A 24,089-nucleotide genomic window follows, 5' to 3' on the forward strand; every position below is an offset into this window, starting at 1 on the left:
GCGCCAGCGGAAGCGGGACGGCCTCGATCGCCGCGAGGTCTTCGGGGCCGTCGTAGCAGCGCCAGGTCATCCGGGCGAGCCCACCGCACAGACCTCGATCGGCGTGGCGTGCGCCGGGTCGAGGGCGTTGCGCACCAGCTGCCACACGTTCAGGTCGTAGGCCTCGCCGATGTGGCCGACCGGGTCGAACGGGCACGAGTCCTGGACGTAGACGTTGTGCACGCCCGGTTCGCGGACGAACGACGTCTCGGTCGGGGTCACCAGCTCGTCGTAGCGGGACGTGATGATCGTGTAGTCGATGCCCGGCTGGGCGACCGGGCCGGTGTTGAGCGCGACGATCGCGGCGCCGCCGTCCAGCTCGTCGGCGAAGATCGGCAGGCCGATCGTCTTGACGATGGTGTCCCAGGTGGACTTGCCGAGCACGGTGTAGGCCAGCGTCAGCAGCCCGGACGCGTTGGCGCCGTGCGTCGGCGGGGCGATCGCGACCACCTTGCCGATCTCGCTCTGGATGCCCTGCATCTTGGCCAGGTAGAGCGACTGCAGGCCGCCTTCGGAGTGCCCGACGACGTCGACCTTCGCCGCGCCGGTGGCCGCGCGGACCTTTTCGACGTAGTTCTTGATCTCCAGCGACGACTCCGCGACCGGCTTGAGGCCGCCGACGAAGGGGAACTGCGGGTAGGCGCCGTAGGTCAGGGAGAACGTGCAGTAGCCGCGCGCGGCCAGGTCGGCCTGGAGGAAGTTGAGGTCCTCGTAATAGGTCGCGAAGGTGCCGTGGAGCAGCACCACCGGGTTCGGGTGGGCCGCGCTCGGGTGGCAGCCGAAGTCGTTGTTGCCGCCCTCCGGCGTCGCGGCCTGGACCGGGGCCGCCACGCTCAGCGCGAGCGCGCCCGCCAGGCCGATCGCGGCCAGCCATCGTTTCGTTCCTCGCGCCATTGCGAGTCCTTTCGTCTGGGTGCTGTGCACAGCATGCGCCGCTTGATCAACGCTGTCTGCTGGCAGAACGCGCAGAAACTTGCCGTCGGCGTTTGTGCATGATGACAATGTGGCATGGACGCGGTCGGCGAGCTGTTCCCTCGATCGGGTGAGATCGCGGCCGCCATGATCGCCCGGTGCGCGGCCGAGATCCCGGCGTACCGGCTGCTCCCGGCGACCGTGCTGGCCGGTGACCTGGTCGCCAACGCGACGGCCGTGTTCGAGCTGTTCCTCACCACGGTCGCCGAGGACCGGCGGCCGACCGAGGACGAGCTGGCCCTGCCGATCGCGTGGGGTGCCGAGCGGGCTCGCGACGGCCTGCCGCTGGAAGCCGTCCTGAAGATCTACCCGCTGGCCGCGAGCGTCGCCTGGGAGACGCTCACCGGCGACCGGGCGCTGCTCGGCGCGCGGATGCTGGACTTCCTCGGCGAGGTGATGCCGCGCGTGGCCGAGGCGTACCTGCGCGAGCGCGACGACCTCGACTGGGAACAGCGGGAGGACCGGCAGAACCTCGCCGCGAGCCTGCTCGCCGGCCGGCCGGTGCGCCGCCGCGAGCTGGCCGAGAGCCACGACGTCGTGGTGTTCCACCTGCCGTCGCTGCCCGCGTCCGCGGGATCCCGCGCGGCGACGGACCTCTTCCGCGCGGTCCGGTCCGGTGTGGACAGTCAGGTGCTGGTGACCTTCAAGGGTGACGGCGGGGTGCTGCTCGTCCCGGACGGCGTCGCGGCCGACGCCGTGGCGGCCCGGGTCGACGAGATCTGCGGCCGTCGCTGCACCGCCGCGGCGTCGCGCGCCGGGACGCACGCCGACATCCCCGCCGCGCACTCCGAAGCCGTGGAAATCCTTGCCCTGGCGGAGAACCTGCGCCGGCCACCCCGGCTCTACCGGCTCGCCGACCTGGCCATCGAATACCAGATCGCGCAGCCGAGCCCGGCGCGGGAAGCGCTCGCTCTCGTGCTCGCCCCGCTCGAGGACCACCCCCACCTGATCGACGCCCTGCGCGCGTTCGTGACGGCGGACTACAACCGCGGCGAAGCGGCCACGGCGTTGAACATCCACCGCAACACGCTGACCTATCGGTTGGGCCGGGTCCAGCTGATCACCGGCTACGACGCGACGCGGCCCGAGGACGCGCGCCACCTGGCCGCCGCGATGACGGCTTACGACATCGTCCGGCAGAACGGCTGAATCTTACGGAATAACGCTTGAGTCGCGTTTTCGCGGATCCGTTGCGGATCCGCGCGGGCGGCCGATTCCAGGGGGCGGACACGGAAGAAGGTGATTCCCGTGAAAGCCACCGGAATTCTCGTCACCGCCCTGGTCGCGATGTGCGCTGCCGCCTGCGGAACCCCGGTGGTCGGCGTGCCCGTGCCGATCGCCGTGACGCAGCCGCCCACCACGAGCACCGCCGTGGTCGCCGTGCCCGCGGCGCCGCAGACGGTGTACGTGCAGCAACCGCCCGCGTACGTCGCACCGGGCGACACGGCGGAGGCGCGCACGGTCGTCGCGTACTACGACGCGATCAACCGGCGCGACTTCGCGACGGCGTGGTCGCTGGGCGGCAGCCGCATCGCCGGAGGTGGCGGGTTCGCCAAGTACGTCGACGGTTTCGCGACGACGTCGTGGGACACGGTGACCGTCACGGACGTCCGGGGGAGCACGGTTTCGGTGGTGCTGTCCGCCGTCCAGACCGACGGCAGCACCCGGACTTTTTCCGGCACCTACACCGTTTCCGGCGGCGTTCTCGCCGGCAGCCACATGACCCGGACGAAATGAGCCAGTCCCATGCGACTTCTCCGCGCCACCGCGGCCCTGTCCGCCGTGCTCGCCATCGCCGCGTGCGGGGTGCCGATCAAGGGGATCGCCATCCCCGCCGCGAGCACGGTGGTGACGACGATCCCGAGCACGCCGACCATCATCGTGGCGCCGACCTCGACGGTCGTCGTGCAACCGCCGGTGCCGACGCCCATCGCGCCCCCGCCGAGGACGTACGTGCCCGCGTCCAGCCAGTGGTACGCCCAGTCCGGCTGGATCTACGCCCAGCCGTGGGTCACCATCACCAACTCGGGCAGCCAGACGCCGTGCCAGTGGCTCTACGCGCAGGGCTACGACTACCCGCACGCCTACGCGGCCTGGGCGCAGAACGGCTACCCCGCGAACTGGTCGGCCACCGGCGACGGCTACCCGTGCCAGAAGTCCTACGGTATGCAGCACTAGGGCAGGCGCTTGAGCGTGAAGGTGAAGCCGCCGGAGAGCTTGCCGCCCAGCCGGACCGCCGACACGAGCCTCCCTTCGATGATCAGCCGCTCCACCTCGGCTCGCGAAAGCCCGCACCCTTCGGCGATCAGCCGCACCGGCCGGACCGGGATCGGTGCGGCGAAGCGGACCGCGACGTCGAGCACCGCGCGGTCCCGGTGGTCCGCGCCGCCGGTGTCGAGGCGCCACGCGCCGTCCCAGTCGAGCGCGACGCGGTTGCGGCGCAGCAGGAGCGGGTCCCGCAGCAGTTCGGCCAGCAGGCCGGAATCGTTGTCGCGCAACCCGTCCAGCAGTTCGGGTCGGACGGTGCGCACGTTCGCCCGGTCGAAGACCGTGAGCTTGGCCGTTTCCCCGCACCCGGTGCAGAGCACGAGGAGCCAGGCGTCGAGGAGCTTGTGGTGGGCGTTGACGCGGAACCTGCCGCTAGCCCGGAACCGCTCCGACGCGCAGGTGTGGCACCGGCGGCGGACGAGGGGCAGGCAGTTGGGCACGACGGCCCAGGTTTCGAGCATGGGGGTACACCGGTCTTTGTGAGAAATCCGCAGCAGAAAGAAGCGCGGCGCACCAGCGCGGCGCTTCAGCGTTCGGGATGCTCACAGGATGTACAACGGCAGGTCCTCACCCAGACGACTCGGTCGGGCAGCAGGGTAAGGCCACCGGGCGGCGCCGTTCCACCGAATTTCTAGCCGGCCCAGGCGCGGACGACCTCGTCGAGCACCTTCAACGGCAGCGGGCCGCCGCCGAGGACGACGTCGTGGAAGTCCTTGATGTCGAACGCGTCACCGAGCTTCTCTTCGGCGAACCGGCGCAGCCGCAGGATTTCCAGCCGTCCGGTCATGTAGGCCAGTGCCTGGCCGGGGCACTCGATGTAGCGGTCCGTCTCGGACTGGACCTCGACCTCGCTCAGCACCGTGCGCGCACGCAGGAACTCGACGCACTGCTCGCGCGTCCAGCGCAGGGCGTGCAGGCCGGTGTCGACCACCAGCCGCGCGGCGCGCACCGAGTCCTCGGCGACCATGCCGAGCCGCATGACGTCGCTGGAGAACAGGCCCATCTCGTCGGCGAGGCGCTCGGTGTAGAGGCCCCAGCCCTCGCCGTACGCGGTCACCGGCGCGATCCGCCGCAGCAGCGGCAGGTCCGTCAGGCCCAGTGCGAGCGTCGTCTCGAAGTGGTGGCCGGGCACGGCTTCGTGGAACGCCACGGTCTCGGCGATGAACCGGTCACGCGTGCGCACCTCGTGGGTGTTGGTGAAGTAGATGCCGGGGCGCGAGCCGTCGAGGGCAGGCGGCAGGTAGTACGCCGGGGCGGCGACCGGCGCCTCGGACTCGGGGACGGCCCGGACGACGCACTCGGCGTCCGGCATGCGGTGGAACCAGTCCGGCGCCGCGGCGGTCGCGCGGGCGACGGCGGCGCGCGCGGTCTCGAGCATCTCCTCGGCGTCGCGCCAGCGCAGGCTCTCGTCGGTCCGCAGCCGGCGGCGCACCTGGGCCGGGTCGGTCAGCCCGAACTCCCGGCCGCCGATCTCGGCGTACTCGGCCTCGAGCCCGGCGAGCACGTCGAGGCCCAGCCGGTGCAGCTCTTCCGGCGTGTGGTCGGTCGTCGTGTGCATGCGCGCCAGCGCCGCGTAGTGCGCTTCGCCGTCTTCGAGCCAGCAGAGCCCGGGCCGGTCGTCGGGCCGGCCGCGTCCGGCGACGTCGGTCGCGAGGAACTCGCGGTAGCGCCTCAGGGCGGGCCGGACGACGTCGGCCACCAGCCGGTCACGGCGTTCGCCGCGGTCGCCGGTCAGCGGCTGGGTGAACAGCCCGTCCTGCGCGAGGTACCGGTCGAGGAACGCGACCGCGTTGTGCGCCATGCGATCCACCGGCGTCCGGCCCGCGCGCAGGCCGTCGCGGTGCCGCTGCGCCAGCGCGTCGTAGAACGCGGGGAGCGCGGCCAGCCGGGCGAGGTAGTCCTCCTCGGCCCGCTCGCCGGACGGCGTGAGCTGCGGCAGGAAGGCGAGGTGGCTGATCCCGGTCGCGAACATCGGGTCGGCGAGGGTGAACTCGACGAGCCGGGCGTCGAGCTGGGTGACCACGGCCTCGGCCTGCTGGACGACGACACCGAGCGTCACCCGGTCGGCGTCCGCCGAAGCCCGCGCCCGCTCGAGGATGCCGGCGGCCCGCTCGCGAAACTCGTGTTGGGCAGCCTCGCCGGGGTCGGTCAGCTCGGCGTCGTGGCCGGGGATGCCGACCAAGGTCGCTTCGAGCGGCACCCAGGCGCCGAGCACGTCCAGCAGTTCGTCGGCGAGCGCGGTCGCTTCGGCGGTCATCGTCCCATTCTGTCGGCGCGATCAAGCCCGATCCAGGGAATGGCGCGCCGGGGCTTCGCCCGGTGAAAGCAACCGGGCCGGGAGCGGAGTCCGCTCCCGGCCCGGCCGGTGTCAGGTCAAGCTCGAACAAGGTCTCGCATCAGGATCCTTCGCCGCTTGCGGCACCCACCGCACGTTCGCGAACGACGCCTGGAACGGACCGTCGGTGTACACCAGGAACGGTGTGTTGATGTGCTCGAAGTCCAGCCCGTTGTTGAAGCAGGACAACGGGATCTTGACCGTTGTCTTGCCCTGGCCCTGGAGGTCCGTGAACAGCTTCGTCGCGTTCACCTCGGAGAAGCACGGGTAGACGCAGTGCATGCTGACCACCGTCCGGTTGGTCGGGGCCTGCTGCACGATCGTGTCGAACTCCAGTGCTCCGTCGGCGTTCAGGTAGCTGCGCAGGTCGTTCGTGCCCGCCGGGTTCTGGAGGTAGAGCTGGGCCGCGCCCGTGCCGGTCCAGGTCGTCTTCAGGCCGTCGCCCTGCACGTTGACGTCCGTCGGGACGGTGTTGATCTCCGGGTGGTCGGCCGTGCCGTCCGGGCCGATCTCCGTGCCGCCCCAGTTGGAAGCCGAGCCGATGAAGCTCTTGTACGGCGCGACGTCGGTGCGGTCGAAGATCGGCAGGTCCTCGGTCGCGGTCCCGCCGCCACCGGTGGACCCGCAGGTCGCCGGGCCGGGGGTCTCGTCCAGCTGGCCGATCGTGACGCGCTGGCCGCTCTTCAGGCCGTAGCCCAGCTTGAACAGCGGGTCGTAGTCCGGCGACCACGGGTTGAGCGGCGTCTGGCACGCGCTCTTCGGCCACGAGTACGACAGCGTGCCCTGGTAGCCGTTGCCGTCCTTGCCCTTGACCAGCATGTCGGCGACGCCGCCGCCCTCGGTGCCGGGCAGCCAGGCCGCGACGAACGCGTCCGAGCGGTTGATTTCGTGGTTCATGTACAGCGGGCGGCCGCCGACGTACACGGTGACGACCGGGGTGCCCTTGCCGCTGACCTTGTCCAGCAGGGCCGCGTCCTCGGGGTAGAGCTTCGAGGCCTCCAGCGTCTTGCGGGTCAGGTCGCCGACGCCCTCGGCGTACGGCGTCTCGCCGATGACGGCGATGACGGCGTCGTAGCCCTTCGGGTCGACGGTTCCGGTGGGGTCGAAGGTGACGTTCGCGTCGCCGAGGTCCTGCTTGATGCCGGCCAGGATCGAGGTGGCGTTCGGGAAGTCGGCGTTGGTGTTGCCGGTGCCCTGCCAGGTCAGCGTCCAGCCGCCGGTCTGGTTCGAGATGTTGTCGGCGCTCTTGCCGACCACCAGGACCTTGGACTTCGGCTTGAGCGGCAGCACGTTGCCGTTGTTCTTCAGCAGCGTCTGCGACTCGCGGGCCGCGTCACGGGCCAGCCAGTTGTCCTTCAGCGCGTCGCCGGAGTTGGCATAGGAGCGGTCCGACGGCTTCTGCGACTCGAACAGGCCGTCACGCAGCTTGACGCGCAGGATGCGGGTCACCGCGTCGTCGATCCGCGACATCGGGATCTGGCCGCTCTGCACCTGGGCGACGGTGTTGGTGATGAACGCCTTCCAGTCGGCGGGCACCATCACGACGTCGATGCCGGCGTTGATCGCCTGCGGGCAGGAGGAGTTGGTGCAGCCGGGGACCTGGCCGATGGCGTTCCAGTCGGACACGAGCAGGCCGTCGAAGCCGATCTTGCCCTTGAGGATCTGGTTCATGACCTTGTCGCTGCCGGTCACCTTGCCCTCGTTGATGCCGAGGTCCGGGTTGGTCCAGCTGTTGAACGAGATCATCACGGTCTGGGCGCCGGCGGCGAGCGCGCCGTAGTAGCCCTGGCCGTGGATGTTGATCATGTCGGCCTCGGACGACGGGTTGACGCCCTGGTCCTGGCCCTTCGCGGTGCCGCCGTCGCCGATGAAGTGCTTGGCGGTGGCGATCACGCCGTTGTAGGTGATGCGCTGCGAGGCGCCGTCCTGGAGGCCGTTGATGGCCTCGTAGCCGTACGCGCGGGTGATGCGCGGGTCCTCGGAGAAGCCCTCGTAGGTGCGGCCCCAGCGGTCGTCCTGCGGGACGGCGAGGGTCGGCGCGAACGCCCAGTCCTGGCCGGTGGCGCGGATCTGGCGCGCGGTCGCGTTCTCGACGTCGCGGACCAGGCAGGGGTCGTGGGCCGCGCCGAGCGCGATGTTCTGCGGGAAGACGGTGGCGCCGTAGACGTTGTTGTTGCCGTGCACCGCGTCGATGCCCCAGATGACGGGGATCTTCGTGCGGCTGGTCTTGGAGGCGTTCCAGTAGGCGTCGGCGAGGTTCAGCCAGTCCTGCTGGGTGGCGTGCTTGTTCGCGCCCGGCCACGCGCCGCCGCCGTTGAGGACGGTGCCGATGGCGTACTGGCGGACCTCGTCGGGGGTGATCGAGGTGATCTCGGGCTGCGTCATCTGCCCGACCTTCTCCTCGAGGGTCATGCCCTTGAGGATCTGGGCGATGCGCGCCTCGTCACCGGCCTTGCCCTTGAGCTGGCTGTCGACCTTGGGCCAGTCGGCCAGGGTGGGCAGGCTGTTCTCGATCTTGGCGCAGCCGTCCTTGTCCTTGGCCGGCTGGCCGATGACGGGCTGGGCCGGTGCGTCTGCCTGGGCCGGCGTCGCCTGCGCGACCCCGCCCAGCAGGCTCAGGCTCATCAAGGTGACGAGCGAACTTCGGCGCGCACGGGACCACGCGCGGGATCTTCTGGCCATGGTCTGGTCCATTCTGCGGTGAACGGCGGCGGACCGGCCGATCCTCACCGGGGCGCAGGGGTCGCGTCAATAGTTTCGGGCCGTTGGTGGGGAAGTTAATTCTCGACATAAAATAAGAGTCGCCGGGAGGCTGGCCACGCATAGCGCGTGGCCCGGTGAAGGTCAAGAGCACTGCGGGGCACGGGTTCTGCCCGACGGTCGCGTCGATGCGTCCGTGCGGGTGATTTCCGGTGGACGTTCGGTCGGTGCGGCACCGAGTCGACCCTCCCATCACGCGAGTCGACTCCCTGATCACGCGAGTCGACCCTCCAGCTATGCGAACCGACCCTCCTCGCGCCGGGCGAGTGTGCCCCGGCTGCGTGGTCGAAGCCGTGACTCGCGTGCTTGGAGCCGTGACTCGCGTGATTGAAGGCGGAACTCACGTGATCGGAGGGGCATCTCGTGTGATTGGCGGGGCATCACGCGTGATTGGCGAGGCATCACGGGTGATTGGCGGGTCGACACGGGTCAGTGCAGTACCGAGCCTGGCAGCTCCTCGAAGATCAGCCACGTTCGCGTCGACCGGACCCCCTCCAAGGCCTGCAGCCGCTCCAGGACCACGTCGCGCAAGGTCGTGTTGTCCGGCGTGCGGACCAGCAGCAGGATGTCGAAGTCGCCGCCCACCAAGGCGACGTGGTCGACGTACGGGATCTCGTGCAGGTCCGTCGCCATCGTGCGCCAGGACGTCTGCTCCACCGTCACCATGATGTACGCCGACGTGCCCAGTCCGGCCCGGCGCGGGTCGATGCGCGCGCCGAAGCCCGTGATCACTCCCTCCGCCATCAGGCGCTCCAACCGCGTGTACGCGTTCGTGCGCGAGATGTGCAGCTTCTCCGCCAGGGCCCGGACCGCCAGGCGGCCGTCCGCGGACAGCTCCGCCAGCATCGCCCGGTCGACCTCGTCCAGGGCCGGGACCGTTCGTCCCGGAAGCACCCCGTGCGTCAGCACGTCGATGGACGTTTGGTCCCCGAACAGCACCGGCTCGGACCGTTTGTCGCTCATTTCGCCGAACCCTTGAACACAAGACCACCGAGAACCACCATTCGAGCATCATATGTCTGCGAGAGGTGGTGTCCGTGGAAACCCTGCTCCCCTCCGCGTCGCCGGTGCGGTTCGTCGCTGAGGACGGGACGCACGTCGACCAGCACGGCGACTACGCCGAGCCCGCGAAGGACCGCTTGAAGGCCGCCTACCGGCTGATGGTCCTGGGCCGCCGGTTCGACGTCCAGGCGACCGCCCTCACCAAGCAGGGCCGCCTCGCCGTCTACCCCTCCAGCGCCGGCCAGGAGGCCTGCCAGGTCGCCGCCGCGCTCGCGCTCCAGGACAGCGACTGGCTCTTCCCCACCTACCGCGACTCGGTCGCCCTCGTCGCGCGCGGCTTGAAGCCCGGCGAAGTCCTGACGCTGCTTCGCGGCGACGCGCACTGCGGCTACAACCCCGTCGAGACGCGCGTAGCGCCCCAGTGCACTCCGCTCGCGACGCAGACTCTGCACGCCGCGGGTCTCGCGCACGCGATGCAGCGACGCGGCGAAGACGCTGTCGCGCTCGCGCTCATCGGAGACGGCGCCACCAGCGAAGGCGACTTCCACGAAGCGCTCAACTTCGCCGCCGTCTTCAAGGCGCCTGTGGTGTTCTTCGTGCAGAACAACCGCTACGCGATCTCAGTGCCCTTCGAGAAGCAGAGCGCCGCGCCCGCGTTGGCGTACAAGGGCGTCGGCTACGGCATGCGCTCGGAGCAGGTCGACGGCAACGACGCCGTCGCGGTGCTCGCCGTCCTCGACGACGCCGTGAAGCACGCCCGCGAAGGCAAGGGCCCGGTCCTCGTCGAGGCCCACACCTACCGCATCGACGCCCACACCAACGCCGACGACGCCACCCGCTACCGCGACGCGGGCGAAGTCGCGAAGTGGCGCGAAGCGGACCCGCTCAAGCGGCTCGAGACCTACCTCGGCGACTCGCTGAGCCACCGCGAAATCGAGCTCTGCCACGCCGAAGCCGAGGAGTTCGCCCAGTCCGTCCGCGACACCCTGAACGCCGACGCCGAACTCGATCCGATGTCGCTGTTCGACCACGTCTACGCCGAGCCGACTCGCCTGCTGCAGCGCCAGCGGGCGATGGTCGCGGCCGAACTGGAGGCCTGATGACGACCACGATGGCGCAGGCGCTCAACGCGGCCCTGCGGGACGCGCTCAAGGATGACGACCGGGTGCTCGTGTTCGGCGAGGACGTCGGCACGCTCGGCGGCGTCTTCCGGGTCACCGACGGCATCACCGCCGACTTCGGCGAGGACCGCTGCTTCGACACGCCGCTGGCCGAGTCCGGCATCGTCGGGTTCGCCGTCGGGATGGCGATGGGCGGCTTCCGCCCGGTCGTCGAGATGCAGTTCGACGCGTTCGCCTACCCGGCGTTCGAGCAGATCACCTCGCACGTCGCGAAGCTGCGCAACCGCACCCGCGGTGCGTTGTCGCTGCCGATGGTCATCCGCGTTCCCTACGCCGGCGGCATCGGCGGCGTGGAGCACCACTGCGACTCCAGCGAGGCCTACTACACGCACACGCCGGGCCTGCGCGTCGTCACGCCGGGCACCGCGCAGGACGCCTACGACTTGCTGCGCGACGCCATCGAGTCGCCGGACCCGGTCGTCTTCCTCGAGCCGAAGGCCCGTTACTGGTCCGGCGAAGAGGTGAGCTTCACGCGCACCGGCCCCGCCATGGACAAGGCCGTGGTGCGCCGAGAGGGCAAGGACGTCACGCTCATCGCGTACGGCCCGATGGTCGCCACCGCGATGGAGACCGCCGAAGCCGCGAAGGACGAAGGCTGGGACGTCGAGGTCGTCGACCTGCGCTCGCTGGCGCCGTTCGACGACGAGACCGTCACGGCGTCCGTGCGCCGCACCGGCCGGGCCGTCGTAGTCCACGAGGCCGCGGGCTTCGGCGGCTACGGCGCCGAGGTCGTCGCTCGCGTCACGGAGCAGTGCTTCCACCAGCTGCACGCGCCGGTGCTGCGCGTGACCGGGCTCGACATCCCGTACCCGGCGCCGAAGCTCGAGCGCCACATGCTGCCCGACGTCGACCGGATCCTCGACACGATCGCGCGCCTGCAGTGGGCCGACACCCCGGTGGTGGCCGGTGCCTGACTTCCTGCTGCCGGACCTCGGCGAAGGCCTGACCGAGGCGGCGATCCTGAACTGGCACGTGAACGTCGGCGACACGGTGAAGGTCGACCAGATCGTCGTCGAGGTCGAGACGGCCAAGGCGGCGGTCGAGGTGCCCGTGCCGTTCGCCGGCGTGGTGTCCGCGCTGCACGGCGAACCGGGGCAGCTGCTGCCGGTCGGCGCGCCGCTGCTGTCCGTCGGCGGGTTCGCCGAACCCGGTGTCACGACGTCTTCGGGCAGTGGCAACGTCCTCATCGGCTACGGCACCGCGCCCTCGACGCGCCGCAAGCGCGTCCGCCGCGTCGACGCTCCCGCCCCGAAGGCCAAGGCGCCCGGCGTGATCTCGCCGTTCGTGCGGAAACTGGCTGCCGACAACGGGATCGATCTCGCGAAGGTGACCGCGACCGGCCCGGACGGCATCATCCGCCGCGCCGATGTCGAGGCGGCCCTGAAGAATTCGGCGCTGAAGAAGCCGGTCGCGAAGGGCACGCGGATCCCGCTGACCGGCGTCCGCAAGGCCGTCGCGGACAAGCTCACGACGTCCCGGCGGGAGATCCCCGAGGCCACGGTCTGGGTGGACGTCGACGCGACCGAACTGGTCGCCGCGCGGACGGCCCTGAACGCCAAGACGGACCGGCCGGTCAGCCTGCTCGGGCTGATCGCGCGGTTCGCCGTCGCGGGGCTGCGCAAGTACCCCGAGCTGAACTCGTGCGTCGAGGGCGACGAGATCGTCGTGCTGGACGAGATCCACCTCGGGTTCGCCGCGCAGACCGACCGCGGCCTGGTCGTGCCGGTCGTGCGGGACGCGGGGGAGCTGTCGACCCGGGACCTCTCGGCGGCGATCGGCGACCGCGCCCGCACCGCGCGCGACGGCAAGCTCGCGCCCGCGGACCTCACCGGCGGCACGTTCACCGTCAACAACTACGGCGTCTTCGGCGTCGACGGCTCGGCCGCGATCATCAACCACCCCGAGGCCGCGATCCTCGGCATCGGCCGGATCATCGACCGGCCGTGGGTCGTCGACGGCGCGCTGGGCGTGCGCAAGGTCTGCGAGCTGACGCTGGCGTTCGACCACCGCGTCTGCGACGGCGGCACGGCGGGCGGGTTCCTGCGGTTCGTCGCGGACTGCGTCGAAGCGCCGGTCACGGCCTTGGGCGACCTCTAGCGACTCACCGCGCGCATTGGCCGGTGGTGACGGTCGTGGCACTTAAAGTGTTCGCGTGACGACTCCAGCCCAGCACGACCGGGACCAGGCGGAAGCCCGCGTGGCCCGGCTCAAGCAGGACCTGCGCGGCGGGCTGGCGACCCCGCCCGCCGACGTCGAGGCGATGGACGAGCTCGTCGCGACGGCCCACCGCCTGCTCGACGCCGAGGTGGCGTTCGAGGAGGCGCGGCACCGGCTCGCCAACGCCGAGCTGGAGTCGCGGCACGCGGCGACGCAGCGCGCGGTCGTGTACTTCGCGGCCGCGCCGGTGCTGGTGCCGCTCGTCGCCGCGGCGCTGGTGCTGTTCGACGTGCTGTCGCCGGTGTGGCTGCTGGCCCTCGTCCCGCTGTTCGCGGCCGGCCTGTGGATCGGCTTCGGCCCGGTCCGGCGGGTCGGCGACGTCATCCGCGAGCGGACGCGGGCGGCGTGGGCGGGCAGCGGCACGGCCGGGGTGCTGGTGTGCGCGCTGGTGCCGTGGTCCGGAGCCGTCGTCTGCACGATCCTGACGGCGCTGGGCGTCGCGGGCACGTGCGGGCTGCTGTGGCGGGAAAGCCGGATCCCGTGAGCCACGGCTACGCGACCTACGGCGACGATCCCGAGTTCTCGGCCGACTACGAAGAGCCCGTCGACTCGACGCGGCGAGACCTCGACGAGCTGTTCGCGGCGGTCGACGGGCTGCGTGCGGCCGTCGAAGAGGCCGACGACCGCGATCGCGGGCTGCGGGCCGACTTCGCCGACCTGGCCGACCGGCTCGAGCGCGGCGGCGGGCACCGGCAGGAGGACCGGATCGACCGGCTCGGCCGGCAGCTGGACCGGCTGCAGCAGCAGGTGCAGGCCATGGAGCGCGCGGTCCGCGTGGCCGACGGCGTGCCCCAGGTGAACCTCGACGACGTCGGCGCGGAGACCCGGGCGCTCGCGGCGGAGGCGGCGCGCTGGGACGACCTGCACAAGGAGCTCGTCACGAAGGAGCAGCGCGCCCGGTACGAGGAGGAGATCGCCCGCCTGTCTTCCGTGCACGACGCGCACGCGCGGTGCGACCGCGAGCTGCTGGCCGTGATCGAGGTCCTGGCTTCGACCGACCGCGCCTCCCGGGCCCGAGGAGACGCGGAATCGTCGTTGCGGGCGTTGTCGACGCGGCGCCGGACGCTGCTGGACGAGGAGATCCCGGCGGCGATTTCGGCGGCGGACCAGGCCCGGCTGGCGTTGCGCGAGGCGGACGCGGTGGAGGCGCGGGTGGTGCCGCAGCTGGAGCGCGCCGAGCGCGCGTGGCACGACCTGCAGGTGCGGCTGCGGACGCGGATCACGGACGCGCTGGGCTCGAGCGCGCTGCTGCCGACGTGGTTCGGGCACGCGTTGGGCGTGGCCCCGCCGGCGGGTGCTTCGGGAGACGCGTGGATCCGCACGGCGGCGTCGGTGCTGGCGTACCGGGTGACGTTCGGGATCGCCGACCCGGCCCTGCCGCTGGGCCCCCCGGCCGGCGAGGACGCGGACACGACCGAGCGCCGCTGGACCTGGCGGGCGAGGCTGGAGTCCGACCTGAACGAGTTGTCGCTGTAGCCGCGGCAGACTGCGGACCTCGCGTGATCAGAAGGGCATCACGCGTGATTGGGGAGGCATCACGCGTGATGGGGGAGGCATCTCGCGTGATTGGGCGGGCATCAGCGCGATGCCCGCTCAATCACGGCTGATGCCCCTTCAGACACGGGTGATGCCCAGGCAATCACGCTTGATGCCTGCGGAGGGCCGTTTCCAGGTGGCGGTGCAGCTCGCCGAGGCGGGATTTGGCGGGTTTGCCCGGTGGGGAGCGGCGGAGGATGTCGGGCACCGTGGGTGGTGCGTGGTCGAGTGCCCAGCGGATCTCGGCTTCCGCGTCGCCGCCGGCGAGTTCGCATGCCCAAGCTGCCTGCTGCGCGGGGCCGACGATGTGCTTCACCTGGTGCGGCGACTCCAGCGGGTGCAGGTAAGCCGCCCCGGCGGCGGCGACCGCCGCGCGGGCGGCGGCGGAGGCGATCGGGTCGGGGGCCGAGCCGGCTGCCGCGAGAGCCGCCCAAGCCGCCGTGCGCAATGCCTGAGTGCGCGGAGCGCCCGAAGCGAACTCCCGCGCCGCCGAGACGGCCGAGGCCGGACGAGGATCGCCGGGGACCCGGGACTCGTACAACGGCAGTGCCCGCGAAGCGCAGTCGGCCGCCCAACCCGTCAATGCCCTTAACTCGTCCTGAGTCAGCTCCATGCGGGTGAAGCGTATCTTTGAAACGCCGGTTGAGACTTTCAGACGGCCGCTGGAAGGCGAAGCGGCCGTCGCAGGCGGTTGAACAGCTTCGCGTTGTTCAACGCGAACACGCCGACGGTGGAACCGTCGCGCTCCCAGACGGCCACGAACGACGAGGACGACGGATCGCCGTCGACGAACGAAAGCGCGTCGCCCGGGCGCGGGTGCCCGGCCAGCTGCAGCCGCCCCGAATACTGGTCCGACCAGACGTACCCGCTGGGCGTGTACGTGCGCGAAGTCCGCCCGGCCAGCAGGTTGGCCACCGCGACCGGCGCCTGCTCCGATGCGTTCGTCCAGTGCTCGTGCCGCCGTCCGACGCCGTCCGCGTGGTACCGCGCCACATCGCCCACGGCGACCACCTGAGGCAGTTCCGTGACCAGGCCCGCGTCGACGCAGACCCCATTGCCGACCGTCAACCCGGACCCGGCCAGCCAGTCCGTCGCCGGGGTCATCCCGACGCCCGTCACGACCACATCGGCCGGTACCAGCGAACCGTCGGCCAGGCGGACGCCGGCCGCGTCCATGCCGGCCACCGACACTCCGCACCGCAGGTCCGTGCCGTGCTCGGCGTGCAACCGGGCGCACACCGCGGCCAGCTCGGGCCCGAGCACCGGTGCCAGCGGCAAGGGCAAAGCCTCCAGGACGACCACGTCGAGACCCAGCGAACGGCACGTCGAGGCCACCTCGGCCCCGATGAACCCGGCGCCGACGATCGCCACCCGCGCCCCGGGCACCAAAGCCGCGCGCAAGGAGAGAGCGTCGTCGACCGTCCGCAGCGTGTGGGCGCGTTCGAAGCCCGGCAACGTGCGCGCCCGGCCGCCGGTCGCGATGACGACGCCGTCCGCGTGAACCGACCCGCCGTCCGACAGCAGCACCCGGCGCGCCGCGGGCTCCAGGGCCGTGGCCCGCACGCCGAGCCGGAAGTCCAAGGCCAGCGACGCGAGGTCGCCCGCGTCGAGCAGCTCCAGCGACTCGCGCGACGCCGTCCCGGCGAGGAACGCCTTGGACAGCGGCGGCCGGTCGTAGGGCACGTGCTGCTCGTCGCCGATCAGCACGATCCCGCCGTCGTAGCCCTGCGCGCGCAGCTCCTGCGCGGCGCGGACCCCGGCGAGCGACGCGCCGACGACCGCGATCCGCTTCACGCGGCGTCCTCGCGAGCGGTGCCTTCCACGTAGATGACCCCCTCGTCGACGACCACCGCGTACGTGCGCACCGGGTCCTTCGCCGGCAGGCAGCTCGGCATGCCCGTGCGCAGGTCGAACAGCGCCGCGTGCAGCGGGCACTCGACGAAACAGCCCTCGAGCCAGCCGTCGGCCAGGGAGGCGTCCTGGTGGGTGCACGTGTCGTCGATGGCGTACAGCTCCCCGTCCTCGGTGCGGAACACCGCGACGGCGGGTGACCCCGGGATCCGGACGGACTCACCCGGGGGCAGCTCGTCCACCGTGCACGCGCGAATCATGACGCCTCCGAGATCTCTGTTGCGCATTGGGGAACATGGACTGCGATTCGCAACAAAGTCTGAATCCCCAGGAAGGCGCCGTCAAGGGGGTACGCCCCGGTAGTTTTCGTTACCGGGTAACGGATAACCCGGGCACGCCGAAGGCCCGTACCGGGGATGGCGGTACGGGCGCTACGACGTCCGGGCTAGTTCTCCCCGTGCCGGTAGAACGGCGTCTTGATCGGGGCCAGCGGCGTGTTGCCGAGAATGAGGTCGGCCGCCTTCTCGGCGGTCATCATCACCGGCGCGTAGATGTTGCCGTTGGGGATGTAGGGCATGACCGACGCGTCGACGACGCGCAGGCCCTCGGTGCCGTGCACCCGCATGGTCTGCGGGTCGACGACGGACTGCTCGTCCACGCCCATCTTGGCCGTGCACGACGGGTGCAGCGCGGTCTCGGCGTCCTTGGCCACCCAGTCGAGGATCTCCTCGTCCGTGTCGACCGACGGTCCCGGCGAGATCTCCCCGCCGTTGTACGGCTCGAGCGCGGACTGGTTGAGGATCTTCCGCGCCACCCGCACGGCCTCGACCCATTCGCGACGGTCGTTCTCCGTGGACAGGTAGTTGAACTTGAGCGCGGGGTGCTGCCGCGGATCGGTCGAGGTGATCTTCACCGTGCCGCGGGTGTCGGCGTACATCGGGCCGACGTGCACCTGGTAGCCGTGGCCTTCCGTGGGCGCCGAACCGTCGTAGCGGATCGCCACCGGCAGGAAGTGGAACATCAGGTTCGGGTACTTCACCTCGTCGTTGGACCGGACGAACCCGCCGCCCTCGAAGTGGTTGGTGGCGGCCGGCCCGGAGCGCAGGAACAGCCACTGCGCGCCGATGTAGGGCCGCTTCCACTTCGCCAGCGACGGCTGCATCGACACCGGCTGCTTGCAGGCGTACTGGATGTACACCTCCAGGTGGTCCTGCAGGTTCTCGCCGACCCCCGGCAGGTCCTTGACGACGTCGATGCCGAGCTTCTCCAGCTCCGCCGCGTTGCCGACGCCGGAGAGCTGCAGCAGCTGCGGGCTGTTGATCGCGCCGCCGCAGAGGATGATCTCCTTGCCGTACACCTCACCCGGCACGCCGCGGCCCTGCGCGTACTCGACGCCGACCGCGCGCGTGCCGTCGAAGAGGATCTGCGACACGAACGCGTGCGTCTTCACCGTGAGGTTGGCGCGGTTCTCCACCGGGTGGAGGTACGCGCCCGCCGCGGACAGCCTCCGTCCTTTCCGGACGTTGCGGTCGAAGGCGGCGAAGCCTTCCTGCCGGTAGCCGTTGACGTCGTCGGTGCGCGGGTAACCCGCTTGCTCGGCGGCGTCGAAGAAGGCCTGGAACAACGGGTTCGACGCCGGGCCGCGTTCGAGTTCGAGCGGTCCGTCGTGGCCGCGCCACTGGCCGTCCGGTGCATCGGCCAGGCAGTTCTCCATGCGCTGGAAGTACGGCAGGCAGTGCGCGTAGTCCCAAGTGGACATTCCGGCGTCGGCCGCCCAGCGCTCGTAGTCCATCGGGTTGCCGCGCTGGAAGATCATCCCGTTGATGCTGGACGACCCGCCGAGCACCTTGCCGCGCGCGTGGTAGATGCGGCGCCGGTTCATGTGCGGCTCGGGCTCGCTGCGGTAGCCCCAGTCGTAGAACTTCGACCCGATCGGGAAGGTCAGCGCGGCCGGCATGTGGATGAAGACGTCCCACTTGTAGTCGGACCGCCCGGCTTCCAGGACCAGGACGTTGTTGGACGGGTCCGCGGAAAGCCGGTTCGCCAGCGCGCAGCCCGCCGAGCCACCGCCGACGATGATGAAGTCGTAGGAACTCATGCGTCCTCCTCAGCCGGGCAGAGTGTCCGGGGCGTTGTCGGGCATGTGCTCGGGGCTCGTGTGCGACGAACCCCAGGTGTGGCGCCGGACGTACAGCATGATCGCACCGACGATCACGATCAGCCCGGTGACGATCACCGCGCCCCACTGGAAGTACCAGTGGTCGTCGCCGTAGACCTCGGGCCGCGGCCAGATCAGGTTGACCGTCATCGCGGCGCCGTAGAGCACCGCGACCAGGTTCACCAGCGTGCCCCAGCGGCCCAGCTTGAAGTACGGGCCGTGCTCCGGGCGCGGCCAGCCGCCACGCAGGCGCCGGACGAGCATCGGGCCGGTGACCATCAGGTAGGGGATGTAGAACAGGATGATCGCGGTCGAGGTCAGGATGAAGAACGCCCGCTGGTTGCCCAGGTTGATCAGCAGCACCACGACGGTGAGGCCGCCGGTGAGCAGCGCGGGCAGCACCGGCACCTTGGATCGCGGCGACACCTTCGCCATCGCGCCGCTGAACGGGAGGCGGCCGTCGCGGGCCATCGCCCACGTCATCCGGATGGCCGCGGTCTGCACGGCGAGGCAGCAGACGGTGATCGCGATCGCCGAGCAGATCAGGAAAGCGTCGCCGAGGCCTTCGCCGAGGGTGCTCTTCAGCAGGTACGGCATGCCGGACGTGCTCAGCTCCTTGGCGCTCAGGTCGCCGACGGCCATCATGCCGAACAGCATGATCAGGCCGCCGACGATGAACGCCGCGGTGATCGCCCGGAGGATCGCGCGGGGCGCGTGCCGCCGCGGCTGCGTCGTCTCTTCGGCGAGCGAACCCGCGGTGTCGAAGCCGTAGAAGACGTACGCGCTCATGAGGGACGCCACGAGGAACGCGCCGAGGTACCCGAACGAGTGACCCTCGCCGGTGCCCGCGGTGTCGAAGACCAGGCCGGGGCCGCGCTTGATGTGGATCGCCAGCGCGATCACGAGCAGGACGCTCGCGCCCAGCTCCACCGCGACGCCGAAGTTGTTGATCTTGGCCATCAGCTTGACGCCGATGATGTTCACGATCGTCGCGAACACGACGAGGATCACGGCCAGGATGATGGCGTTCTGCGCGCCGCCCGGCGTCGACGTCAGGCCGGCGTCGGCGTCGCTGCCGACGATCTGGAACGCGGTCGAGACCTGCGGCAGGATGATCTGGTAGGCCACCGCGACGGCCGCCGCCGTCACGATCGCGCCGATGATCATGATCCAGCCCGCCAGCCACGACGTCGCGGGCTTCGCGATCTGCTTGGCCCACTGGTAAACGGACCCGGCGAGCGGGAACTGGCCGGCCAGCTCGGCGAAGCACAGGGCGACCGCCGCCTGGCCGACGAAGACCAGTGGCCAGGTCCAGATGAACGCCGGCCCGCCCGAGCCGAAGCCGAAGAAGAACAGCTGGAACACGCCGGTCAGGATGGAGATGTAGCTGAACCCGGCGGCGAAGCTGGAGAACGACCCGAGCGAGCGCTCGAGCTCCTGGCGGTAGCCGAACTTTTCCAGTTCGGAAGAGTCGTCCGGAGCAGGCCCCCCGCCCGCCGGCTTTTCCTGGGTGGTCATGGCAACGTCCTCACGTGGTGGGGTGGGGGTGAGATTCAGCCTTTGAACCAGTGCTGCGGAACGGGATCGATGTTCTGGTAGACGTGCTTGCTCTCCTGGTACTCCGCGAGCCCGGACGGTCCGAGCTCGCGGCCGATGCCGGATCGGCCGAACCCGCCCCACTCCGCCTGCGGCAGGTAGGGGTGGTAGTCGTTGATCCACACGGTGCCGTGACGCAGGGCCCCGGCGACGCGCTGGGCGCGGGACGCGTCCGACGTCCACACGGCTCCGGCGAGCCCGTACTCGGTGTCGTTGGCCAGCGCGATCGCGTCCCCCTCTTCGGTGAAGCGTTCCACGGTGACGACCGGGCCGAAGACCTCTTCCCGGACGATCGCCATGTCCCTGGTGCAGCCGGAGAACACGGTCGGCCGCAGGAAGAAACCGCTTTCGTACGCCGGTCCTTCGGGCCGCTTGCCGCCCGCCCGGAGCGTGGCGCCCGCTTCGAGTGCGCCCTGGATGTAGCCCTCGACCTTGGCGCGGTGCTGCGCCGAGACGAGCGGGCCCGTCTCGGTCTCGGGATCGAGGCCGTCGCCGACCCGGATCCGGTCGGCGCGCGCGGCGAGGTCCGCGACGAACCGGTCATGGATCTCATCCTGGACGATCAAGCGAGCGCCCGCTGAGCAGACCTGTCCCGAATGGACGAACGCGGCCATCAGCGCGTAGTCGAGCGCGGTGTCGTAGTCGGCGTCGGCGAAGACCACGTTCGGGTTCTTGCCGCCCAGTTCCAGCGCGACGCGGCGGACGCCCTTCGCGGCGGCGGTCATGATCTTCTCGCCGGTCGCGTAGCCGCCGGTGAAGGAGACCAGGTCGACGCCCGGGTGTTCGACCATCGCGGCGCCGACGTGGCCCGGCCCGAGCAGCAGGTTGACGACGCCGTGCGGCGCGCCGGCCTCCTCGAGGAGTGCGACCAGCTTGATCGTCGTGAGCGGCGTGACCTCGCTGGGCTTGAGCACGATCGTGTTGCCCGCGGCCAGCGCGGGCGCGACCTTCCAGGACATCTGGAGCAACGGGTAGTTCCACGGCGCGATGAGCGCGCAGACGCCGACCGGCTCGTGCACGATCCGGCTGACGACGGTCGCGCTGCCCGCGTCGACCAGGCGTCCGGCGTCCTTGTCGGCCAGGTCGGCGTAGTAGCGGAAGACGTTCGTCACGTCGTCGATGTCGATGCGGCCTTCGCCCAGCGTCTTGCCGGTGTCGAGGCTCTCGGTGCGGGCCAGTTCCTCGCGGTCGCGGACCAGGAGGTCGGCCGTCTTCCGCAGGAGCCGACCGCGCTCGCCGGCGGTGGTGCGGCGCCACGGGCCGTCGTCGAAGGCCCTTCTCGCGGCTCTGACGGCGGCGTCGACCTCCTCGCGGCCCGCTTCGGCGACGGTCTCGATGACTTCGCCGGTGGCGGGGTTCAGCACGTCGGAGTGGGTTCCGGCGGACGCGTCCGCCCAGATGCCGTCGATGTGGAGGTCCTTCATGCGGCCCTTCCCGGATCGGTAGTGGCTGCTCGGTGCCTGGAGTGCGTACATTTGTACGCGAAGCGTGTACAGATGTCCACAAGGGGGCTCGATGGCGAAGAGCGAACCCGGCGCGACGCGGCGCCGCGGTCCGAACGACCCCGAGCGGCGCGCGCGGATCGCCAAGGCGGCGATCGAGGTCGTCGCGCAGCGGGGAATCGACGGGGTCACGCACCGGTCGGTGGCGGCGGCGGCGGGTGTCCCGCTCGGCTCGACGACCTACCACTTCGCGACCCTGGACGACCTGCTCGAAGTGGCGTTGCACGGGGCGGCCGAGAAGAACGTCCACGCGCTGAAGGAGTGGGAGTCGGCGCTCCCGCCGGACGCCGACTTCGCCGCGGCGCTCGCCGACCTGGTCATGGGCTACATCAACGAGCAGTACCGCGACACGGTCGTCGAGTACGACCTGTACGTCGCGGCCCTGCACCGGCCGGCGCTCCGCAAGGCGAGCGCGGCGTGGGACGAAGCGCTCATCGCGTTCTTCGGCTCCCGCACCGACCCGCTCACCGGCCGTCTCCTCGCGGGGTTGTTCTGCGGCCTGCTGATGCAGGCGGCCCTGGCCGACCCCCGCCCGACCCGCGACGAGATCGAAACCCTCTTCCGCCGCGCCATCCACGGCCCCGCCAACCCGTAACTCGCGTGACTGAGCACGGAATTCGCGTGATTGGAGCCGTAACTCGCCAGTTCCGGCCTCAATCACGCGAGTGCGGGTTCTGATCACGCGAGTGACGGGTCCAGTCACGCGAGTTACGGCTGAAACGTACCGGAAATCTTTGGCGGGCGTTGAAAAACTCGTCTTGACATCGGTCCTGGGCGGCAGTCACTCTGTTCCGAAGTGAGCAACAAGACGCGTTCTGCGCAACTCCCGAACTGATCCGCGGAGAGGACCACGCCGGTGACCACTACCGATCTGCCGCCGAGCCTGCTGGCCACGCTGCCGGGCTCGTCCTACACCGATCCGGCGGTCTTCGCGCTGGAGCAGGCGAAGATCTTCGAGGCCGGCTGGTTCTGCGCCGTGCGCAGCGCCGACCTCGCCGGGCCTGGGGCGTTCGAGACCGTCCAGATCGGCAAGGAGAGCGTCCTCGTCTCGCGGGGGCGGGACGGGAAGCTGAACGCGTTCCTCAACGTCTGCCGCCACCGCGGCGCCCGGCTGTGCACGGCCGAATCCGGCACCGTGAAGCGGGCTTTCCAGTGCCCGTACCACGCCTGGACGTACGGCCTCGACGGCAAGCTCGTCGCCGCGCCCAACCTCACCGGCATGCCGGACGTCGACCGCACCGAGTTCGGCCTCACCAAGCTCCACCTGCGCGAGTGGCTCGGCTACGCCTGGGTCTGCCTGGCCGACGAGCCGCCGTCGTTCGAGGAGACCGTCGTCGGCGCCGTCACCGAACGGCTCGGGAGTGCCGAAGTGATCGACGCCTACGGCATCGACGGCCTCGCGCTGGGCAAGCGCATCGAATACGACGTGAAGGCGAACTGGAAGCAGATCATCGAGAACTTCATGGAGTGCTACCACTGCGCGACGATCCACCCGGAGCTGACCGAGGTCCTCCCGGAGTTCGCCGACGGGTACGCCGCGCAGTACTACGTCGGCCACGGCGCCGAGTTCGGCGGCGAGGTCAAGGGCTTCACCATCGACGGCTCCGAGGGAGTCGACCGCCTGCCTGGTGTCACCGAGGCGCAGGATCGCAAGTACTACGCCATCACCATCAAGCCGCAGGTCTTCGTCAACCTCGTGCCGGACCACGTGATCTTCCACCGGATGTTCCCGCTGGCCCCGGACCGGACGCTGGTGCGCTGCGACTGGCTCTACCTGCCCGACGTCGTCGAGTCCGGTAAGGACCTCTCCCGGTCGGTCGAGCTGTTCCACCGCGTCAACCTGCAGGACTTCGAGGCCTGCGAACGCTGCCAGCTCGCCATGGACTCGCGCTCGTACGCCCACGGCGGCGTGCTCGTGCCCAGCGAGCACCACATCGGCGCGTTCCACGACTGGGTCCGCGCCCGGCTGGCCGGCTAAATCAACGCCCGGATGGCGGCCTCGAAGCCGGTGACGTGCTCCAACGTGAGCGCGGCCGCCTTCTCGGCGTCGCCCTCGATGATCGCGGTGAGGAGCGGGACGTGCTCGTCGACGTGGCCGGCCATCCCGGACAACCGGGGCACGAACACGCACCAGATCCGGGTCGCGAGGTTGTCGTACCGGATCAGCGTGTCCTCGAGGAACGGGTTGTGCACGCACCGGTAGATCGCCCGGTGCAGGGCGAGGTCGGTGCGCAGCAGCTCGGCGTTGTCGCCGGCCGGGACGCCCGCGTCGAGCTGCGCGCGCAGCTCGGCCAGGGTGGCCCGGTCGGCCGCGGTCGCGCGGTCGGCCGCGGCGGCCGTGGCCATCGGCTCCAGCGTGCGCCGCACCTCGGAGATGTGCGCGAGGTCGGAGATGTTGACGTCGGTGGCGAACGTCCCGCGTCGCGGGTAGGCGACGACCAGCCGCTCGGACTCGAGGCGCTTCAGCGCTTCGCGGATCGGCGTGCGGCCCATGCCGAGCGTGCTGCCGAGCCACTCCTCGTTGATGGGGTCGCCGGGGCGGATGTCGAGCATGACGAGCTGGTCGCGGATGAAGCGGTACGCCTGTTCCGCCAGCGATGGGGGATTGACCTGGGGATGCACGCCGCTTAGCCTACATCGACGATTGATATATCAGAAGTCGACCACGGAAG

General features: G+C 70.5%; 22 protein-coding genes. 10 read left to right on the top strand and 12 right to left on the bottom strand.

Annotated features, from left to right (window positions below; genetic code table 11):
- Positions 1-66 precede the first annotated feature (66 nt).
- A complete protein-coding gene (locus OG738_RS20105; RefSeq protein ID WP_329055933.1) occupies positions 67-933 on the bottom strand; it encodes an esterase/lipase family protein in 867 nt (288 codons plus the stop codon).
- Between the two features lie 114 nt (positions 934-1,047).
- Here OG738_RS20105 and OG738_RS20110 point away from each other — a divergent pair, with 114 nt between their 5' ends.
- The 3 genes from OG738_RS20110 to OG738_RS20120 all read left to right on the top strand — a co-directional run bounded on the left by OG738_RS20110 (position 1,048) and on the right by OG738_RS20120 (position 3,189).
- The gene (locus OG738_RS20110; protein WP_329055934.1) at positions 1,048-2,160 is read left to right on the top strand and encodes a PucR family transcriptional regulator; all 1,113 of its coding nucleotides are present in this window, start codon (positions 1,048-1,050) and stop codon (positions 2,158-2,160) included.
- A gap of 99 nt (positions 2,161-2,259) precedes the next feature.
- Positions 2,260-2,748 (top strand): hypothetical protein, encoded by a 489-nt coding sequence (locus tag OG738_RS20115; protein ID WP_329055935.1) that lies wholly within the window; start codon positions 2,260-2,262, stop codon positions 2,746-2,748.
- A 9-nt stretch (positions 2,749-2,757) separates the two neighbouring features.
- Positions 2,758-3,189 carry a hypothetical protein gene (locus tag OG738_RS20120; RefSeq protein ID WP_329055936.1) on the top strand — a complete coding sequence of 144 codons (432 nt, stop codon included), beginning with the start codon at positions 2,758-2,760 and terminating at the stop codon, positions 3,187-3,189.
- On the opposite strand, the gene OG738_RS20125 is transcribed toward OG738_RS20120, so the two are convergent.
- The 4 genes from OG738_RS20125 to OG738_RS20140 all read right to left on the bottom strand — a co-directional run bounded on the left by OG738_RS20125 (position 3,186) and on the right by OG738_RS20140 (position 9,280).
- Positions 3,186-3,740: a DUF1062 domain-containing protein gene (locus OG738_RS20125; protein WP_329055937.1), complete on the bottom strand. Its 555-nt coding sequence runs from the start codon at positions 3,738-3,740 to the stop codon at positions 3,186-3,188. The two genes, OG738_RS20120 and OG738_RS20125, sit on opposite strands and share 4 nt — an antisense overlap.
- 170 nt (positions 3,741-3,910) lie before the next feature.
- Positions 3,911-5,536 (bottom strand): DUF885 domain-containing protein, encoded by a 1,626-nt coding sequence (locus OG738_RS20130; RefSeq protein ID WP_329055938.1) that lies wholly within the window; start codon positions 5,534-5,536, stop codon positions 3,911-3,913.
- 111 nt (positions 5,537-5,647) lie between these two features.
- Positions 5,648-8,239: a glycoside hydrolase family 3 protein gene (locus OG738_RS20135; protein WP_329056766.1), complete on the bottom strand. Its 2,592-nt coding sequence runs from the start codon at positions 8,237-8,239 to the stop codon at positions 5,648-5,650.
- A 564-nt stretch (positions 8,240-8,803) separates the two neighbouring features.
- Positions 8,804-9,280, bottom strand: a complete 477-nt coding sequence (locus OG738_RS20140) for an Lrp/AsnC family transcriptional regulator (RefSeq protein ID WP_329056767.1) — start codon at positions 9,278-9,280, stop codon at positions 8,804-8,806.
- 125 nt (positions 9,281-9,405) lie between these two features.
- On the opposite strand from OG738_RS20140, the gene pdhA reads away from it, so the two are divergent.
- Genes pdhA through OG738_RS20165 form a run of 5 tightly spaced genes read left to right on the top strand, consistent with a single transcriptional unit; the run spans position 9,406 to position 14,250 of the window.
- On the top strand, positions 9,406-10,476 hold the full coding sequence (gene pdhA, locus OG738_RS20145; protein ID WP_329055939.1) for a pyruvate dehydrogenase (acetyl-transferring) E1 component subunit alpha: 1,071 nt from the start codon (positions 9,406-9,408) through the stop codon (positions 10,474-10,476).
- Positions 10,476-11,471 (top strand): alpha-ketoacid dehydrogenase subunit beta, encoded by a 996-nt coding sequence (locus OG738_RS20150; RefSeq protein WP_329055940.1) that lies wholly within the window; start codon positions 10,476-10,478, stop codon positions 11,469-11,471. The genes pdhA and OG738_RS20150 overlap by 1 nt, the downstream gene beginning before the upstream one ends.
- Complete coding sequence (locus OG738_RS20155) at positions 11,464-12,654, top strand: dihydrolipoamide acetyltransferase family protein (protein WP_329055941.1); 1,191 nt, start codon at positions 11,464-11,466, stop codon at positions 12,652-12,654. Before OG738_RS20150 ends, OG738_RS20155 begins: the two co-directional genes overlap by 8 nt.
- A gap of 55 nt (positions 12,655-12,709) precedes the next feature.
- On the top strand, positions 12,710-13,258 hold the full coding sequence (locus tag OG738_RS20160) for a hypothetical protein (RefSeq protein WP_329055942.1): 549 nt from the start codon (positions 12,710-12,712) through the stop codon (positions 13,256-13,258).
- A complete protein-coding gene (locus tag OG738_RS20165) occupies positions 13,255-14,250 on the top strand; it encodes a hypothetical protein (RefSeq protein ID WP_329055943.1) in 996 nt (331 codons plus the stop codon). Before OG738_RS20160 ends, OG738_RS20165 begins: the two co-directional genes overlap by 4 nt.
- A 163-nt stretch (positions 14,251-14,413) precedes the next feature.
- Here OG738_RS20165 and OG738_RS20170 read toward each other — a convergent pair whose 3' ends face one another.
- The 6 genes from OG738_RS20170 to OG738_RS20195 all read right to left on the bottom strand — a co-directional run bounded on the left by OG738_RS20170 (position 14,414) and on the right by OG738_RS20195 (position 21,339).
- Positions 14,414-14,923, bottom strand: coding sequence for a putative immunity protein (locus tag OG738_RS20170; protein WP_329055944.1), 510 nt, complete (start codon positions 14,921-14,923; stop codon positions 14,414-14,416).
- Between the two features lie 38 nt (positions 14,924-14,961).
- Positions 14,962-16,104 carry an NAD(P)/FAD-dependent oxidoreductase gene (locus OG738_RS20175; RefSeq protein WP_329055945.1) on the bottom strand — a complete coding sequence of 381 codons (1,143 nt, stop codon included), beginning with the start codon at positions 16,102-16,104 and terminating at the stop codon, positions 14,962-14,964.
- Positions 16,101-16,421 (bottom strand): bifunctional 3-phenylpropionate/cinnamic acid dioxygenase ferredoxin subunit, encoded by a 321-nt coding sequence (locus OG738_RS20180; RefSeq protein ID WP_329055946.1) that lies wholly within the window; start codon positions 16,419-16,421, stop codon positions 16,101-16,103. Before OG738_RS20180 ends, OG738_RS20175 begins: the two co-directional genes overlap by 4 nt.
- Before the next feature lie 185 nt (positions 16,422-16,606).
- Positions 16,607-18,259: a choline dehydrogenase gene (gene betA / locus OG738_RS20185; protein WP_329055947.1), complete on the bottom strand. Its 1,653-nt coding sequence runs from the start codon at positions 18,257-18,259 to the stop codon at positions 16,607-16,609.
- 9 nt (positions 18,260-18,268) lie between these two features.
- Positions 18,269-19,837 carry an amino acid permease gene (locus tag OG738_RS20190; protein ID WP_329055948.1) on the bottom strand — a complete coding sequence of 523 codons (1,569 nt, stop codon included), beginning with the start codon at positions 19,835-19,837 and terminating at the stop codon, positions 18,269-18,271.
- A 35-nt stretch (positions 19,838-19,872) separates the two neighbouring features.
- Positions 19,873-21,339: an aldehyde dehydrogenase family protein gene (locus OG738_RS20195; RefSeq protein ID WP_329055949.1), complete on the bottom strand. Its 1,467-nt coding sequence runs from the start codon at positions 21,337-21,339 to the stop codon at positions 19,873-19,875.
- Positions 21,340-21,430: 91 nt separating this feature from the next.
- On the opposite strand from OG738_RS20195, the gene OG738_RS20200 reads away from it, so the two are divergent.
- Both OG738_RS20200 and OG738_RS20205 read left to right on the top strand, forming a co-directional pair.
- Positions 21,431-22,012: a TetR/AcrR family transcriptional regulator gene (locus tag OG738_RS20200; RefSeq protein ID WP_329055950.1), complete on the top strand. Its 582-nt coding sequence runs from the start codon at positions 21,431-21,433 to the stop codon at positions 22,010-22,012.
- A 261-nt stretch (positions 22,013-22,273) separates the two neighbouring features.
- The gene (locus OG738_RS20205; RefSeq protein WP_329055951.1) at positions 22,274-23,395 is read left to right on the top strand and encodes an aromatic ring-hydroxylating oxygenase subunit alpha; all 1,122 of its coding nucleotides are present in this window, start codon (positions 22,274-22,276) and stop codon (positions 23,393-23,395) included.
- On the opposite strand, the gene OG738_RS20210 is transcribed toward OG738_RS20205, so the two are convergent.
- Positions 23,392-24,039, bottom strand: a complete 648-nt coding sequence (locus tag OG738_RS20210; RefSeq protein WP_329055952.1) for a GntR family transcriptional regulator — start codon at positions 24,037-24,039, stop codon at positions 23,392-23,394. The two genes, OG738_RS20205 and OG738_RS20210, sit on opposite strands and share 4 nt — an antisense overlap.
- Positions 24,040-24,089 lie beyond the last annotated feature (50 nt).

Source organism: Amycolatopsis sp. NBC_01488, from assembly GCF_036227105.1.
GTDB lineage: Bacteria > Actinomycetota > Actinomycetes > Mycobacteriales > Pseudonocardiaceae > Amycolatopsis.

Bases quoted from the DNA above. Each gene is read 5' to 3' on its own strand.
- OG738_RS20110 (WP_329055934.1), top strand. From the start codon at position 1,048: ATGGACGCGGTCGGCGAGCTGTTCCCTCGATCGGGTGAGATCGCGGCC.
- OG738_RS20125 (WP_329055937.1), bottom strand. From the start codon at position 3,740: ATGCTCGAAACCTGGGCCGTCGTGCCCAACTGCCTGCCCCTCGTCCGC.
- OG738_RS20170 (WP_329055944.1), bottom strand. From the start codon at position 14,923: ATGGAGCTGACTCAGGACGAGTTAAGGGCATTGACGGGTTGGGCGGCC.
- betA (WP_329055947.1), bottom strand. From the start codon at position 18,259: ATGAGTTCCTACGACTTCATCATCGTCGGCGGTGGCTCGGCGGGCTGC.
- OG738_RS20135 (WP_329056766.1), bottom strand. From the start codon at position 8,239: ATGAGCCTGAGCCTGCTGGGCGGGGTCGCGCAGGCGACGCCGGCCCAG.
- OG738_RS20180 (WP_329055946.1), bottom strand. From the start codon at position 16,421: ATGATTCGCGCGTGCACGGTGGACGAGCTGCCCCCGGGTGAGTCCGTC.
- OG738_RS20150 (WP_329055940.1), top strand. From the start codon at position 10,476: ATGACGACCACGATGGCGCAGGCGCTCAACGCGGCCCTGCGGGACGCG.
- OG738_RS20130 (WP_329055938.1), bottom strand. From the start codon at position 5,536: ATGACCGCCGAAGCGACCGCGCTCGCCGACGAACTGCTGGACGTGCTC.
- OG738_RS20195 (WP_329055949.1), bottom strand. From the start codon at position 21,339: ATGAAGGACCTCCACATCGACGGCATCTGGGCGGACGCGTCCGCCGGA.
- OG738_RS20105 (WP_329055933.1), bottom strand. From the start codon at position 933: ATGGCGCGAGGAACGAAACGATGGCTGGCCGCGATCGGCCTGGCGGGC.
- OG738_RS20200 (WP_329055950.1), top strand. From the start codon at position 21,431: ATGGCGAAGAGCGAACCCGGCGCGACGCGGCGCCGCGGTCCGAACGAC.
- OG738_RS20120 (WP_329055936.1), top strand. From the start codon at position 2,758: ATGCGACTTCTCCGCGCCACCGCGGCCCTGTCCGCCGTGCTCGCCATC.
- OG738_RS20190 (WP_329055948.1), bottom strand. From the start codon at position 19,837: ATGACCACCCAGGAAAAGCCGGCGGGCGGGGGGCCTGCTCCGGACGAC.